Genomic DNA, 14,329 nt, shown 5'->3' with positions numbered 1-14,329 from the left:
TGTTGAGCCGCACCCGTCCGATGGGACGGGGGCTCCGATACTCCAGACCGACCTTCGCAGAAGGTCCTGTCTCCAGACTGACCCTCTTAGGGGTCATGTCTACAGGCTCATCTCCGCTGAAGATGATGCCGCAAACCTCAGCGGTAGATGACCGGGCAACCGCGCTCATTGGCGAACACGATGACGACGCGGTCGCCATCCTGGCGGCCCATGACCTTGACCGTGCGGCGGTTGACGTCGACGATGCGGGCGCGGTAAAGGCCCATGCGCTCGGCCTTGTCGAGGGCGCGGTCCGGCGAACAGCCGCGCCGCCAGCCATCACCACGTCCGTCGCGCCAGTCGTCGCGACGCTCGTCACGGCGGTGGCGATAGCCGTCATCGCCGGCATAGACGCCGAAGCGCGGATCCTGGTTGTTGCCGAAGCCGAGATAGAGGCTGTCGGCGTGGGCGGGAATGGCCGCCAGCGTGCCGAGGCCGACCAGCGCCGAAAGGGCTGCCGTCTTGATCTTGTTGTACATTGTTCTCTCTCCTTGTTGCGGGCTTGCGCCCGTCCTCGTGAAACCGATGCAGGGAGAATGCACCTGCCTGCCTGAACTGTTTACGAACCCGCCGTTCATCTGCGGTTCATGTCGCGGATGGGCAATGGTGTAACGCTGGCCTTACGGCTCGTCGTCCAGCATATAATCAAAATAATCCTCAGGCTCGGCCAGCTCGGTCTCGCTCGCCTTGACCCGGCCGCGCATCGAGATGCCGGCCTCGTGCACGGTCTCGGCGCTGCCCGACACCAGCCGATGCCACCAATAGAGGTCGCGGCCCTCGGCCACCAGCCGGTACGCGCAGGTGCTGGGCAGCCAGCTGATGGTGCGCACATTCTGCGGCGTCAGCCCGACGCAATCGGGGACGCGCGCCAGCCGGTTGGCGTAGTCGGAGCAGCGGCAGGTCTGCCCATCGAACAACCGGCAGCCGACGCTGGTCCAGTAAATCTCGCCGGTATCCTCGTCCTCGAGCTTCGACAGGCAGCATTTGCCACAGCCGTCGCAAAGCGATTCCCATTCGGCCGGGCTCATCGCTTCCAGCGTCTTTGTTTTCCAGAATGGCGTTTCCATCCTGGGGATGTGGCCCCGGCCGCCGCCGAGGTCAAGCGCGGCAACTGTTGAAACGGGCCGCAACCCGGCCGAAAGACACGAAGTTGCCTTCAAAAGGCCGGCCAATCGCCCCGTACGGCATCTATCCCAAGCAAACTGGAACCAATCGGGCTAAGAACGGTTTCGGCAAGGATGGGACCCCACAAGGAGAGTTTTCGATGAAACGCCAACCACGGATTCTGGCAGGCACCGCACTTGGCCTGTTGATGGCATCCGCGCCGTTGGGCGCGTACCCGCTGCAAGGCAATGCCGCATTCGGCCCAGCCCAGCGCACGTCAGCCCCGTTCACTTTGGCGCAAGCCGCTTGCGCCGAGGGCGAATCGGCCGAAGCCTGCGCGCAGAAGCAAGGGAAGAGAAAGCAGGAGCAGCCCGCCCAGGCGGAGCAACCAGCACAAGGTGAGCAGCAGCCGCGCAAGAAGCGTGACCAGCAGCCGCAGACTGAACAGGCGCCTGCAGAGCAACCTGCGCAAGGCGAGCAGCAGCCGCGCAAGAAGCACAACCAACAGCAGCAAACGGAGCAGGCGCCAGCCGGCGAAGCCGCTCCCGCAACCGACCAGCAGCAGCCGCGCAGGAAGAAGCGCGATCAGCAGCAGCAGACCGAGCAGGCACCAGCCGGCGAAGCCGCCCCCGCAACCGACCAGCAGCAGCCGCGCAAGAAAAAGCGCGATCAGCAGCAGCAGATCGAGCAGGCGCCAGCCGGCGAAGCCGCTCCTGCAACCGACCAGCAGCAGCCGCGCAAGAAAAAGCGCGACCAGCAGCAGCAGACCGAGCAGGCGCCAGCAGGCGAAGCCGCTCCCGCAACCGACCAGCAGCAGCCGCGCAAGAAAAAGCGCGACCAGCAGCAGCAGACCGAGCAGGCGCCAGCAGGAGGGGTCCCGGCTGGCCAGGCTGCACCCGCCAACGACAACCAGCCGGTCAAGCCGGGCAAGAAACACAAGCAGGACCAGCAGAAAGCGGCGCCTGCTGAGCAAACCCCGACGGTAACGCCGGAAGCCGCGCCGACGCCGAAGGAAGCTCCTGCCGGCGAAGCAACGACGCCGAAGGTTGAACCCGCTCCTGCCGGCGAACAGCCGCCGGTCCAGGGCGAACAGCCCCAGGACAAGACAAAGAAGCACGGCAAGAAGCCGGTGGGTGAACAGCCCGCGAATGGCAACCAACCGGCCACGGGCGAGCAGCCGCAGACAGGCAAGCAGCCCGCGACAGGTGAACAGCCTGCCAATGACCAGAAGCCGGCTACCGGTGAACAGCCTGCCAATGGCGGCAAGGCAGCACCCGTCCAGGGCGAAGCACCCGCGGACAAGAACGCGGCCCCCCTCCTCGACAGCCAGAAGGACGCCGAGCGCAAAGGCGGCGGCCGCAAGCATGGCGACAAGAACGGCCAGCAGAATGGCGAGCAGCAGGGTGGCCAGAATGCCCAGCAGGGCGGCGATCAAGGCCAGAAGCCTGCGGTCGCTCCTGTCGATCAGGGTCCACCGCCAGCCGACGACAAGGCCGCCCAGCAGCAAATAAAGCCTGAAAAGCTCGTCCCGGTGACCGAGGAAAAAGGCAAGCGCCTCGATCGCGCACCTGACGAGAACATCCGCGACCGCCGCCGCCCCAAGGGCGTCGACGTGCTCAAGGAGATCGGCGACCGCGTCATCATCCAGCTCGGCGGCCAGACGATCGTCCAGAGCAATGACGGACCGCGCATGAACCGCGGCGCCAAGGATGTCTATTACGAGGATCTGCCGCAGGGCCGCACCCGCGAGACCGTAGAGCGCGGCAACGGCGTCCAGATCGTCACCATCCGCAACCGTTACGGCGACGTCATCCGGCGCTCGCGCATCACGCCCGATGGCCGCGAATATGTGCTCAGCTATGTCGACGAGCAGGACTATCAGGATGAGGGCGACTGGCGCGATCCCGGCGACGACCTGCCGCCAATGCGGCTGACCATTCCGCGCCGTGACTACATCCTCAATTCCGAGGACGTCGAGAGCCCGGACGACTACTACACCTTCCTCGACCAGCCTCCGGTCGAGAGGGTCCAGCGTCTCTACTCGATCGACGAGGTCAAGCGTTCGGCACGCGTGCGCGACATCGCACGCCGCGTCGACCTCGACACGCTGAACTTCGAATTCGGCTCGTCCTCTATCTCCGACACCGAAGTGCAGAAGCTCCAGGGTGTCGCCGACGCCATGGAGAAGCTGCTGAAGAAGAACCCGGCCGAGACCTTCCTGATCGAGGGCCACACCGACGCCGTCGGCACGCCGGAGGCAAATCTTGCTCTGTCGGACCGCCGCGCCGAAGCGGTCGCCGAAGCGCTGACCAATGCGTTCGGCATCCCGCCTGAGAACCTGACGACGCAGGGCTATGGTGAGGAGTATCTGAAGGTGAACACCTCGGCACCCAACCGCGAGAACCGGCGTGTCGCGATCCGCCGCATCACCTCGCTGGTGGCGCCTGTCGCCAGCAACAATTGACTTGGCTTTCCAGGGGCTTGAAGTGGCTTCTGGAATCAAGTCGGCAAGCAAGTCCCATCCCGGTCAACCGGGGTGGGACGCAGTGCGGACCACAAGCGCTCGGTCAACAAGATTTGTACGGGCATTAGAGCCGGCTCATTGAATCGCGGGCTCGCGCACCCCAGATTTTGGTCTGGGCGTTCCCTGCCCCATCCCGACTCCAGCGGGATGCATTGAGCCCCGCCGGCCCCCTCCGGCGGGGTTTTTGCTGCCCAATTTATCTTGCAAACGGGAGCAGCGTGGACGAAATACGGTCCACTCCGAATATGAGAACCAAGCGGAACCAGCCTATGAAGCGTCTCGAACTCGCCATCGAATCGATCATCCTCGCCTCGCGCTGGCTGCTGGTCGTCTTCTATCTCGGGCTGGGCGTGGCGCTGGCCATCTATGCACTTTCCTTCGGCAAGAAGCTCTACGAGTTCGTCACCGTGGCCTTCACGCTCGGCGACACCGACACCATCCTGAAGATGCTCGGCCTTATCGATGCGGCCTTGGTCGCGTCGCTGGTGGTGATGGTCATCATCTCGGGCTACGAAAACTTCGTCAGCCGTTTCGACGACCAGGATGGCGGCGGCGTGCACTGGCTGGGCACGATCGATGTCGGTTCGCTGAAGGTCAAGGTCGCCTCGACCATCGTCGCCATCTCGTCCATCCACCTCCTGCAGGTGTTCCTGAACTCGTCCTCCTACACGACCGAACAGCTGATGTGGTTGACCATCATCCACCTTGCCTTCGTCGTCTCGGCGCTGATGCTGGCCTATATCGACCGGCTGATGGGCCTGAGCAAAGGCAAGAAGGGTGAGGAATGAAGCAGCTTTTCTTCCCCCGTCACTATACGGGGAGGTGAGAAGCGTCCCGCCAAAGGCGGGTCAATCGACAATGATTTGTCAATTGAAGCGACGAACGCTCGGAGCCATAGCGAAGCGCTGTGCCGGCAGGCGGATGAGGGGCAGCGCCGGCAGGGCGTGATTCCCGTCAGTAAATGCTTTTGACCTTCGTATCAGAATTGGCAAACACCTCGTCGGGCACGAAAAAGTCGCCGGCCAGCGGCCCGGTCGCGCCTGGTGAATAGACCGAAAAGTCGCTGACGCCCTCGGCGCGCAGCACTTCCTCGTCGATGTAGAAATTGCCTGTTGTTTCGCGCGACGGCCGCATGAAGATGGCATGCGCGGCATCGGCCATGATGTCGGGCGAGCGGCTCATTGCTGCAACGGTGGCGCCGCCCAGAAGGTTGCGCACCGCCGCCGTGTCGATCGTCGAGATCGGCCACAGCGAATTGACCGCGATGCCGTCCTTGGCGAACTCCGCGCTCATGCCCAGCGTGCACATCGACATGCCGAACTTGGCCATGGTGTAGGCGACATGGTTCTTGAACCATTTGGCCTTCATGTCGAGCGGCGGCGCCAGATTCAGGATGTGAGGATTTTGCGCCAACTTCAGGTGCGGAATGCACATTTTGGAGACCAGGAAGGTGCCACGCGTGTTGATCTGATGCATCAGGTCGTAGCGCTTCATGTCGGTCTCCAGCGTGCCGGTGAGCTGGATGGCGCTGGCATTGTTGACACAGATGTCGATGCCGCCGAATTTTTCAACCGTCTTGCCGACAGCCTCGGCGACCTGCGCCTCCTCGCGGATGTCGCACAGCATGGGCAGCGCCTTGCCGCCGGCCTTTTCGATCTCTTCAGCGGCGGTGTAGATCGTGCCCGGCAGCTTCGGATGCGGCTCGGCGGTCTTGGCGGCGATCGTCACATTGGCGCCGTCGCGTGCTGCCCGCAGCGCGATCGCCAGACCGATGCCGCGCGACCCGCCGGAGATGAACAGCGTCTTTCCCTTGAGCGACATTTCCTTGCGCCTCCCTCGCAGCATGGCAGGCGCGAACCTTTGCGCGGCAGGCGACCATAGCGCAAGGCCCGAGACGTCAGGATGTGGGTTACGCAGCGTAGGCTAAACCAACACCAGCCCCTGCCGCATTGCAATCGCAATGGCGTCGGTGCGGTTGGCGGCCCCCAGCTTGATCAGGATCGCGGCGACGTGGAATTTCGCCGTGTGCACGGAAATATTGAGCCGCCGCGCAATCACCTTGTTGGGCGCGCCTTCGGCCAGCAGCGCCAGCACTTCCGCCTCGCGCGGTGACAGCGCGGGCCGGGCGGCGGAGCCGTCATCGAGCGGCTCCTCGCCGAACAGCCCACTGTGGCTTCCAGCCCCATTGGCCGCCTCACCGCGATCGAAATCGCCATGGCGATCCCCTTCGCTGGACACCCGGTAGCCGGCCGCCGCCAATCTGACGGCGGCCGCGATCAAAGTTGCATCCGCGGTGAGCGGCAGCACGGCGAACACCTGGCCTTCTGGCCGGATAGCGCGCCCGGAGAGCAGAACCTGTGGGGGCGGAGTATGGCCAGCCCTCACCCGATCGACCCAGGCCGTGCTGTTGGCAACAGCGTCATCGATGACCGCGACATCGGCGACCCCGCCGCCGGCCACGACCGGAAGCAGATCGTCCGCCATGGCAAGCGAGGCCGACAAGCGCTCGGCGCGCGCGGCGTCGCGCAGTGCGATCAGCACCACAAGCTGGCGTTCGCCGCCGGCCACGTCCGGCCCAACCACGTCTGGGCCAACCACGTCCGGCCCAACCACGTCTAGCCTTGTCAGCGTGTCGCTTTCCATCGATCCTCTCAGCTCAGCGGCTTCTCGCCGATGGTCAACGCAACATCGCGCTGTTCGCCGCCGCGCACCACGCCAAGGGTTACAGAGACGCCCGCACTGTCCGGCCCGAGCCTGCGGATCAGGTCGCGCGGACCATGCACCGCCTCGCCGTTCCACGCCACGATGATATCGCCCAGCGACAGGCCAGCGGCCTTGGCCGGGCCGTTGTCGTCGAGGCTCATCACCATCGCACCGCGCGCGTCACGGTCACGCACCGGATGCAGGCCGGCGCCGAGATAGCCGCGCGCGACATGGCCCTTTTCGCGCAGCGTCGCCACCGCCCGCTCGATCGTCTCATAGGGCATGACCAGCGCCCGGCCACGCGGTCCGAACAACAGCATGCCGATCAGCGCGCCGGTGGCATCGAGCACCGGACCGCCCTCGAAGCGGCCGCCCGCGCCGACGGCGAGATTGATGCGCCGGTCGATGGTGCCGCCGCGCATCGAGCGCCAGGCCGGGCCGACTTCGCCGACCGAGCCCGACACAGCCAGCGCCGAGCCCCGGCTGTTGCCGATGGCGATGGCGATATTGCCTGGCCGTACCGCATCAGCCTTGGCAAGGACAGGCGCGGTGCCCGCATCCGCGGGCTTCAGCAAGGCGACACCCGTCGAAGGATCGCGGCCGACCAGCTCGGCTTTCGCCGTCTCGCCCGAAGCCAGCGTCAGTTCGATCTCCTCGCCGGCCTCGACAGCCTCCTCGGCGGTGACGAAATAGCCGTCGCCCCAATGGAAGGCGCTTGCCGTGCGATGGTGATGCGTGGCGAAGCTCGCCGTTGCCGGCGCCGCTTGTGCCGCGAGATCGGCGATCGCTTGCGAAAATGCATTCAGATTGAAGTCGCTCATGAATATCTCCTGGGTTTTCTCATGCCCCAGATATCGCTCGGCAGCGCGCCCGCAGGTACTCGCCTGACGGCTAGTTGCTGGTTTGACTGGCCATCTGGTCAGGTCGCGGCGGTTCCGGCCGCTCCGCACATATAGTCATCATTACGCCCGAAAACACGGAGCCTGATCATGGCCCTCGCCGCCGCCAAGTTAGAACCCGACGATACATTGCTCGACGCCTATTCGATGACGGTGGCCGATGCCGTCGACCGCATCGGTCCCGCCGTCTGCCGCATCGAGCGTATTGGCGGCCAGGGCGGCCATGGGTCAGGATTCGTCATCGCACCGGACGGGCTGGTCGTCACCAATTTCCATGTCGTCGGTGAAGCCAAGACGGTCCGCGTCTCGATGCCGGACGGCGCCTCCAGCGAGGGCCGCGTGCTCGGCCGCGATCCCGACACAGACATTGCACTGGTGCGCGCCGACGGCAGTTTTGCCGATGTCGCGCCACTGGGCGATTCCAAGCGGCTGCGGCGCGGCCAGATCGCCATCGCCATCGGCAATCCGCTCGGCTTCGAATGGACGGTGACCTCTGGCGTGGTGTCGGCGCTCGGCCGCTCGATGCGCGCCTCGACTGGGCGGCTGATCGACGACGTCATCCAGACCGATGCGGCGCTCAACCCCGGCAATTCCGGCGGGCCGCTGGTGTCGTCGGCCGGCGAGGTCATCGGTGTCAACACCGCCATGATCCATGGCGCGCAAGGCATCGCCTTCGCCGTCGCCTCCAATACCGCCAATTTCGTCATTTCGGAAATCATCCGCTTCGGCCGCGTGCGCCGCGCCTTCATCGGCGTTTCGGCCGACACCACCAATCTGCCGCGCCGCGCCGCCCTTCTGTCGCAGGTGTCGACCAGCACCGCGGTGCGGCTGCGCAGCGTCGAGAAGGAAGGCCCGGCTGCCAATGCCGGCTTGAAGGAAGGCGACATCATCGCGGCAATAGATGGCCGCCCGGTCACCGGTGTCGACGACCTCGTGCGCATGCTCGACGCCGAGCGCATCGGCCGCGAAACGCTGTGCACGGTGGTGCGTCGCACTGGCGTCAGCCAGGTGACGGTGACGCCGTTGGCAAGGGCGAGCTGAGGTTTCTATTCAGACCCCTGCAACACCCTCCGCATACTGCGCCAGAAACGCCTCGCTGGGCGGGATCGGCTTGATGACATCGATCAGCACGCCGTTGGGATCCCTGGTGATGAAATGGCGCTGGCCGAAGGGCTCGTCGCGCAGCGTTCGCAGCACCGGCAGGCCGGCGGCAAGGATCCGCTCATAGACCGCGTCGGGATCGCGGACCTCGAAATTGATCAGCAGGCCCGACGTGCGCCCCCGCCCCTCTTGCGGGATTGTCTCGTGGTCGCCCTGGACGATGCCGAGATTGACGCGCTTGTTGTCGACCGACTGCAGGTGCACGTACCAGTCGCTTTCAAACAGCGGCTGGAAGCCGAAATGCCTGACGTAGAATGCGGCCGTGCCGGCGACGTCGCCGGTCATCAGCACCGGGTAATAGCTCGTGGTCTTCATCTTTCTTTCTCCCTGGGCATAGCATACAGTCTGTATGTAAATTGAATTAACATACAGGCTGCATGTATGCAACAGGACTCCGCGCGCCGTTCCAACCGCGACCGCACCGAGGCGACGCGCGCCGACCTGATCGCGGCGGCGCGAAAACTGTTCACGCAAAAATCCTATGCCGAGACCGGCACGCCGGAGATCGTCACTGCGGCCGGCGTGACGCGCGGCGCGCTCTATCACCATTTTGCCGACAAGCAGGCGCTGTTTGCCGCCGTGGTCGAGCAGGAGGCGCAGGCGGTGGCGGAAGAGATCGACCGCGCTTCGCCACCCTCGCTCGAAGCCCGCGATGCGCTCATCGCCGGCTCCGACGCCTATCTCGCCGCCATGCGCGCGCCCGGCCGCACGCGGCTGTTGCTGCTTGATGGCCCTGCCGTGCTTGGCCGCGCCGCCATGGATGCGATCGACAACCGCCACGGCAGCCGCTCGCTGCGCGAGGGCCTAGTCGCGGCGATGCGCGCCAATAGGATGACGAGGTTGCCGGCGGAAGCGCTCACCGCGCTGCTAGCCTCCGCCTTCGACCGCGCCGCACTCGCCATCGAGGCCGGCGCCTCGGCCGAGGACTATCGCGCAGTGCTCATGGCGCTGATAGATGGGCTGTCTCCGGCTCTTCCTCAGGCACGTCGCCCGGCTCGAACTCGTTGAAGCAGCCGAGCCCGCGCTTGAACCGTTCGATCAGCCAGGCCGCCGCCGGCTTCGGGGTGCTGTCGTTACGGTACATGGCAAACATCGGCGAGCGCACCTCGCTAAAAGGTTCGAGGTCGAGTTCCACCAGGCGGCCAGTGGCCAGGTCGTCTGATATCAGCCAGCGCGGCAGCCCGCCCCAGCCCAGCCCCTCGCGCATCAGAATATGCTTGGTGCGGACGTCCGTCAGCCGCCAGGTGCGGTAGGCGAAGACGCCGAAGTCGCGTCCCTTGGTGCGTTCGGATTGGTCGGTGACGACAAGCTGGGTGTGCTCGCGCGCATCCTCGATCGCCACCGGTTTCGGCAGCAGCGCCAGCGGGTGGGTGGGCGCGGCAGCCAGCACGATCGACATGAAGCCGATGCGCACGAGGTGAATGTCGTTGACCTCACCCAGCAGGCCGCCAATGCCGAGATCGGCCTGCCCGCTCACGACATGATCGGGAATCAGGCCGAGCGTACCGATATGCAGGCGCAGCATCACGGTCGGAAACTGTGCCTCGAACGCCTTCAGCACCCGCACCAGCACCGGCGAGGGCAATGCTGAGTCGACCGACAGCGCGACCTCGGCCTCCAGCCCCTGATGATGACCGTCGACGCGCGAGCGGATGCGCTGCAGCACGCCGATCATGCGCCTTGCATCTTCCAGCATCGCCCGGCCGATCTCGGTCAGCTGCGGCTCGCGCGTGCCTTCGCGTTCGAACAGTTTCAGGCCAAGCTGCGCCTCGAGATTGGCGATGCCGTAGCTGATGACGGACTGCGCCCGGTTGAGCTTGCGGCCGGCGGCCGAGAAGCTGCCTGTATCGGCAACGGCGACAAATATCTGAAGCTGGTCGAGGGTCGGGTTAGGCTGCATCAGCGTATCTATTTTATAGATGGATCGTATAGAGAATATACCAGTTTATCTGATGGATCGATAGCCCCATATGTGGCGGGACAATTCAATTCCCACTGGAGAGACCCGCTATGTCCATTCTTCTCGTAACTTCGAGCCCACGCGGCGCTGCCTCGCACTCGACCCGCATCGCCACCGAATTCGCCGAAAAGCTCGTCGCCGCCGATCCGTCGAACACGCTCGTCGTGCGTGACCTCGTCGCCAACCCGCTGCCGCATATCGATGCGGACTATTCCACCGGCATCTACACGCCGGCTGAAGCCCGCACCCCGCGCCAGGCTGAGGTTGTCGGCGTCTCCGACGCCGTGCTCGACGAACTGTTCGCCGCCGACACGGTGATCCTCGCCACCGGCTTCATCAACTTCAACATCTCCTCGACGCTGAAGTCGTGGGTCGATCACATCGCCCGCTCCGGCAAGAGCTTCGCCTATGGCGAAAGCGGCCCCAAGGGCCTCGTCACCGGCAAGAAGGTTTACATCGTGCTGGCTTCGGGCGGCATCTATTCCGAAGGCGCGGCCGTGCAGTTCGATCACGCCATCCCCTATCTGCGCGGCGTGCTCGGCTTCCTCGGCATGACCGATGTCGACGTCATCCGCATCGAAGGCGTTGGCATGGGCCCTGACGCGGTGGCCGCCGCGCTCGCCAAGGCGACCGCCAAGGTCGACGCCGTGGTGGCCAGCCAGCAGGTCGCTGCGGCTGCGTAAGGCTCTCGATCATCTGAACTGAAAGGCAGGCGCCTGACGCCTGCCTTTTTCGTTTCAGCCGAGGAAATGCCTGAGCAAGCCTGCCGAAGCGATTCCGATCAAAACGGTCGGCAGCATGGACAGCCGTGTCGCGGCAACGAAGGTGATGGCCAGCGCCAAGAGATCGGCCGGATGTCTCGACACGAAGGCCGGCGCGATGACCGAGATCAGCACGCAGCCCGGCGCCGCCTCCATCACCGCCGTGGCACGCGCGCTGAGCACGCGGTTGCGCAGCACCACATAGCCGCCGATCCGGGTGAGATAGGTGACCCCTGCCATCAGTACGATGGTGAGAAGGGTTGTCGGATCGATCATGCGTCACCTGCCATCAGCCAGGCAGCCGCGAGCCCCGACACCGCGCCCGCCGCGACATACCAGGCGCCGGGAACGAAGAGACAGACAAGGGCGGCGACCCCCAGGCTGACCAGCCAGGGCCGCGCCGCCGCCACCCCCTTCCACATGCCGCGCATCAGCACCAGGAAGACGGCCGGAAACGCCATGTCGAAACCGTAGTGCTGGACATCGCCGAGCATCGGGCCAAGCAGCGCGCCCGCCGCCGTAAAACCCACCCAGGCCAGGTACATCGCCAGTGCCGCGCCCATATAGTAGCGCAGGCTGAAGGCAGGGGTGATGCCGGCGCTGGCGCGCTGCTTGGCGTCGGCCAGGCCGAGCGCCCAGCTTTCGTCGCAGAGGAAGAACAGTGCCGGAAACACCTTGCGCTGCGGCAAATGCCCCAGGAATGGCGCAAGGGCTGCCCCCATCAGGAAGTGACGGCTGTTGACCAGAAAGGTGATGGCGACGATGAGCGCGATGTGCGGCGGCGACGTCCAGAGTTGGATGGCCGCGAACTCCGAACCGCCGGCAAAATTCAATCCGGTCATCAGAGGCAGTTCGACGGCGCTGAGACCTTTCTGCGTTGCCTGCGCGCCTAGCACCAGCGCATAGGGGATGGTGCCGAGCAGGACCGGCAAGCACGAGGTGACCCCGCGCCGGAACTCCGAACCCGATCCGCCGTCGATCGCCTCGGGCAATGTTGCTTCAGAAACGCTCATGATTTTCCACAGGCTGGCCTCGTGGCCACCGTTTCCGGTTAGGCTTCAGATGGTGATGGTGTCGACGCAACCATATAAAGTTGGCCTCGCAATTTGGTAGCGAAGATTGTTGTATTTGCCGCTATTTTGGCATCCAATGCCGCAATACGTTGAAAAGATGGAATTCAGCACCATGAAGCTTGACGACATCGACAGGCGCATCCTGCGGGCGCTGCAGCGCGACGGCCGCATGGCCAACAACGATCTGGCCAACGAGGTCGGCCTGTCGGCCTCGCCTTGCCTGCGGCGCGTGAAGCTTTTGGAGGAAGCCGGCGTCATCGACCGCTATGTCGCCGTGCTCAATCCGGCCAGCATAGGCAAGGGCCTCACCTTCTTCACCCGGATCTGGCTGAAGACGCAGGACGAGGACACGATCGAGCACTTCGCCACCGAAGTGGCCAAGCTGCCGCAAGTGATGGAATGCTATCTGATGCTCGGCGACTGCGATGCCATGGTGCGCGTGGTGGCGGCCGATATCAACGACTATCGCCGCTTCCAGTCGGAGCATCTGAGCCGCATCAAGGGTGTCCAGAACGTCAAGACCGATGTGCCCAGCTGGACGATCAAATACACGTCGGAACTGCCGATCTGAGGTGACGGCAAACGGTCCATCCCTGACAGCACGCTTCACGACAACGAATGATCCCGGGATTTATCCGGGATCGTTCGTGCGGGAAAAATGGCTTTGCAGTACGGCGCGAAACTTCTGCATCGTCTTCTCAGTCGTCTGCGCATCGGCGGCCGCAAAGCCCATGACGAGACCGTTCTGCTCCGTGCCGTGACGGTACTGGATCGACAGCGCCGAGACGTTGATGCCCTGCTGGAGCGCCGCCTCGGCAACCGCCCTGTCGCTGCATCTTCCGCGGAAAATGCCGACGACCTGGATGCCGGATTCGGTGGCATGGAATTCCAGCCATTCTCCGAGATGCCGTTGCGCGCTTTCCAGGAAGAACTGCCGCCTCTCCGCATAGAGACGCCGCATGCGCCTGAGATGGCGGGTGAAGTGCCCCTCATTCATGAAATCCGCCAGTGCTGCCTGGGTCAGCAGGGGAGCGAACTGGCCGCTCACGCTCAGCGCCGAGACGATCGTATGGTCTATCGCCTTGGGCGCCACCATGAAGCCGAGGCGCATGGCCGGGAACAGGATCTTGGCGAAGGTCCCGACATAGACCACACGGTCTGACGCGCCGATGCCTTGCAGTGCCGGAATCGGCTGTCCCTGAAAACGGTATTCGCCATCATAGTCATCCTCGATGATCCACGAACGCCAGGTCTCGGCCATGTGCAGCAGATTGAGCCGCTGCTCCATCGGCATGGTGATGCCGAGCGGGTGATGGCAGGAGGGCGTCACGAAGATCATGCGCGGAATGACAGGCGGCGGATCAAGGTTCCAGCCGGTATTGCTGACGCGCAGCGGCGCCAGTTTCGCCCCGGCCGAGACAAAGGCCGACCCGGCGCCGTAATAGCCCGGCTCCTCCATCCACACCGTGTCGCCGTCATCGATCAGCAGCCGGGCCAGGAGGTCGAACGCCGACTGCGCGCCATTGGTGACGACGATCTGCTCAGGCGTACATTTCACGCCGCGCGAGGCGGTGAGATAACGCGCTATCGCCTCGCAAAGCGGTGGATAGCCTTTGACGTGATAGGTGCCGAAAAGATCGATATGCGCGAATTTTGCGCGGCGGCTGAGCAGTTTCGACCAGGTGTTGAACGGAAAATTGTCCGGGTCCGGCATGCCGGGATGAAAGGCCAGCATGCCAGGCCGGCCATGATGATAGGGTTGGGCAAGCATCGTCTGCCCGCGCCGAGATATCGGATTGGCGTCTTCGACCAATACATCTTCCGCCGCCACTGAACGGGTCGGCAGGTCCATCACCACGGAGGGTCTGCGTGGCCGTATGGCGAGATACCCCTCCAGCGCCAGCTGGTCGCAAGCGGCAATCACCGTGTTGCGACCAACATTCAGATCCCGCGCCATGACCCGTGTCGAGGGCAGTGCGTGGCCGCTCGGCAGCACGCGCCGTTCGATCAGGCCCCGCAACTGGACATAGAGCTGCCGGTGCAGATTGGCACGACTGTCGCGATCGAGCGCAATGCCGTCGACGGGAAAACTGGTCTTCATCTGG

17 protein-coding genes are annotated in these 14,329 nt (G+C 64.4%); 6 read left to right on the top strand and 11 right to left on the bottom strand.

Annotation, left to right across the window (positions count from 1 at the left end; genetic code table 11):
- Window positions 1-137: 137 nt before the first annotated feature.
- From HGP13_RS13235 to HGP13_RS37850, 3 genes are all read right to left on the bottom strand, one after another.
- The gene (locus tag HGP13_RS13235) at window positions 138-518 is read right to left on the bottom strand and encodes a hypothetical protein (protein ID WP_172225818.1); all 381 of its coding nucleotides are present in this window, start codon (window positions 516-518) and stop codon (window positions 138-140) included.
- Window positions 519-659: 141 nt separating this feature from the next.
- A complete protein-coding gene (locus tag HGP13_RS13230) occupies window positions 660-1,106 on the bottom strand; it encodes a YcgN family cysteine cluster protein (RefSeq protein ID WP_172225815.1) in 447 nt (148 codons plus the stop codon).
- 314 nt (window positions 1,107-1,420) lie between these two features.
- Window positions 1,421-2,650: a hypothetical protein gene (locus HGP13_RS37850; RefSeq protein WP_246707353.1), complete on the bottom strand. Its 1,230-nt coding sequence runs from the start codon at window positions 2,648-2,650 to the stop codon at window positions 1,421-1,423.
- A gap of 24 nt (window positions 2,651-2,674) precedes the next feature.
- Here HGP13_RS37850 and HGP13_RS37845 point away from each other — a divergent pair, with 24 nt between their 5' ends.
- Both HGP13_RS37845 and HGP13_RS13220 read left to right on the top strand, forming a co-directional pair.
- The gene (locus HGP13_RS37845; RefSeq protein ID WP_246707352.1) at window positions 2,675-3,607 is read left to right on the top strand and encodes an OmpA family protein; all 933 of its coding nucleotides are present in this window, start codon (window positions 2,675-2,677) and stop codon (window positions 3,605-3,607) included.
- Window positions 3,608-3,936: 329 nt separating this feature from the next.
- Complete coding sequence (locus tag HGP13_RS13220; RefSeq protein ID WP_172225809.1) at window positions 3,937-4,455, top strand: TIGR00645 family protein; 519 nt, start codon at window positions 3,937-3,939, stop codon at window positions 4,453-4,455.
- 166 nt (window positions 4,456-4,621) lie between these two features.
- Here the strand turns inward: HGP13_RS13220 and HGP13_RS13215 are convergent, their stop codons facing one another.
- The 3 genes from HGP13_RS13215 to HGP13_RS13205 all read right to left on the bottom strand — a co-directional run bounded on the left by HGP13_RS13215 (window position 4,622) and on the right by HGP13_RS13205 (window position 7,191).
- Complete coding sequence (locus HGP13_RS13215) at window positions 4,622-5,488, bottom strand: NAD(P)-dependent oxidoreductase (RefSeq protein ID WP_172225807.1); 867 nt, start codon at window positions 5,486-5,488, stop codon at window positions 4,622-4,624.
- A gap of 102 nt (window positions 5,489-5,590) precedes the next feature.
- Entirely contained in the window at window positions 5,591-6,310 is a 720-nt protein-coding gene (locus tag HGP13_RS13210) for a helix-turn-helix transcriptional regulator (protein ID WP_172225804.1), read from the bottom strand.
- Between the two features lie 8 nt (window positions 6,311-6,318).
- Entirely contained in the window at window positions 6,319-7,191 is an 873-nt protein-coding gene (locus HGP13_RS13205; protein WP_172225801.1) for a S1C family serine protease, read from the bottom strand.
- 168 nt (window positions 7,192-7,359) lie between these two features.
- On the opposite strand from HGP13_RS13205, the gene HGP13_RS13200 reads away from it, so the two are divergent.
- Window positions 7,360-8,310, top strand: coding sequence for a trypsin-like peptidase domain-containing protein (locus HGP13_RS13200; protein WP_172225798.1), 951 nt, complete (start codon window positions 7,360-7,362; stop codon window positions 8,308-8,310).
- 9 nt (window positions 8,311-8,319) lie between these two features.
- On the opposite strand, the gene HGP13_RS13195 is transcribed toward HGP13_RS13200, so the two are convergent.
- Complete coding sequence (locus tag HGP13_RS13195) at window positions 8,320-8,745, bottom strand: VOC family protein (protein WP_172225795.1); 426 nt, start codon at window positions 8,743-8,745, stop codon at window positions 8,320-8,322.
- Between the two features lie 66 nt (window positions 8,746-8,811).
- Here HGP13_RS13195 and HGP13_RS13190 point away from each other — a divergent pair, with 66 nt between their 5' ends.
- Window positions 8,812-9,438, top strand: a complete 627-nt coding sequence (locus HGP13_RS13190) for a TetR/AcrR family transcriptional regulator (RefSeq protein ID WP_172225792.1) — start codon at window positions 8,812-8,814, stop codon at window positions 9,436-9,438.
- On the opposite strand, the gene HGP13_RS13185 is transcribed toward HGP13_RS13190, so the two are convergent.
- Window positions 9,371-10,330 carry a LysR family transcriptional regulator gene (locus HGP13_RS13185; RefSeq protein ID WP_172225789.1) on the bottom strand — a complete coding sequence of 320 codons (960 nt, stop codon included), beginning with the start codon at window positions 10,328-10,330 and terminating at the stop codon, window positions 9,371-9,373. The genes HGP13_RS13190 and HGP13_RS13185 overlap by 68 nt on opposite strands.
- Before the next feature lie 110 nt (window positions 10,331-10,440).
- On the opposite strand from HGP13_RS13185, the gene HGP13_RS13180 reads away from it, so the two are divergent.
- Entirely contained in the window at window positions 10,441-11,073 is a 633-nt protein-coding gene (locus HGP13_RS13180; protein ID WP_172225786.1) for an FMN-dependent NADH-azoreductase, read from the top strand.
- A 54-nt stretch (window positions 11,074-11,127) separates the two neighbouring features.
- On the opposite strand, the gene HGP13_RS13175 is transcribed toward HGP13_RS13180, so the two are convergent.
- The gene (locus tag HGP13_RS13175; RefSeq protein WP_172225783.1) at window positions 11,128-11,427 is read right to left on the bottom strand and encodes an AzlD family protein; all 300 of its coding nucleotides are present in this window, start codon (window positions 11,425-11,427) and stop codon (window positions 11,128-11,130) included.
- Complete coding sequence (locus HGP13_RS13170; RefSeq protein ID WP_172225780.1) at window positions 11,424-12,164, bottom strand: AzlC family ABC transporter permease; 741 nt, start codon at window positions 12,162-12,164, stop codon at window positions 11,424-11,426. Before HGP13_RS13170 ends, HGP13_RS13175 begins: the two co-directional genes overlap by 4 nt.
- 172 nt (window positions 12,165-12,336) lie before the next feature.
- On the opposite strand from HGP13_RS13170, the gene HGP13_RS13165 reads away from it, so the two are divergent.
- Window positions 12,337-12,795, top strand: coding sequence for an Lrp/AsnC family transcriptional regulator (locus HGP13_RS13165; RefSeq protein WP_172225777.1), 459 nt, complete (start codon window positions 12,337-12,339; stop codon window positions 12,793-12,795).
- A gap of 60 nt (window positions 12,796-12,855) precedes the next feature.
- On the opposite strand, the gene HGP13_RS13160 is transcribed toward HGP13_RS13165, so the two are convergent.
- Window positions 12,856-14,325 (bottom strand): PLP-dependent aminotransferase family protein, encoded by a 1,470-nt coding sequence (locus HGP13_RS13160; RefSeq protein ID WP_172225774.1) that lies wholly within the window; start codon window positions 14,323-14,325, stop codon window positions 12,856-12,858.
- Window positions 14,326-14,329: the final 4 nt, after the last annotated feature.

The organism is Mesorhizobium sp. NZP2077 (genome assembly GCF_013170805.1).
In the GTDB taxonomy this organism is placed as follows: Bacteria; Pseudomonadota; Alphaproteobacteria; order Rhizobiales; family Rhizobiaceae; genus Mesorhizobium.
The sequence above is the reverse complement of the archived record's forward strand: the minus strand, read 5'-3'. Positions and strand labels throughout refer to the sequence as shown.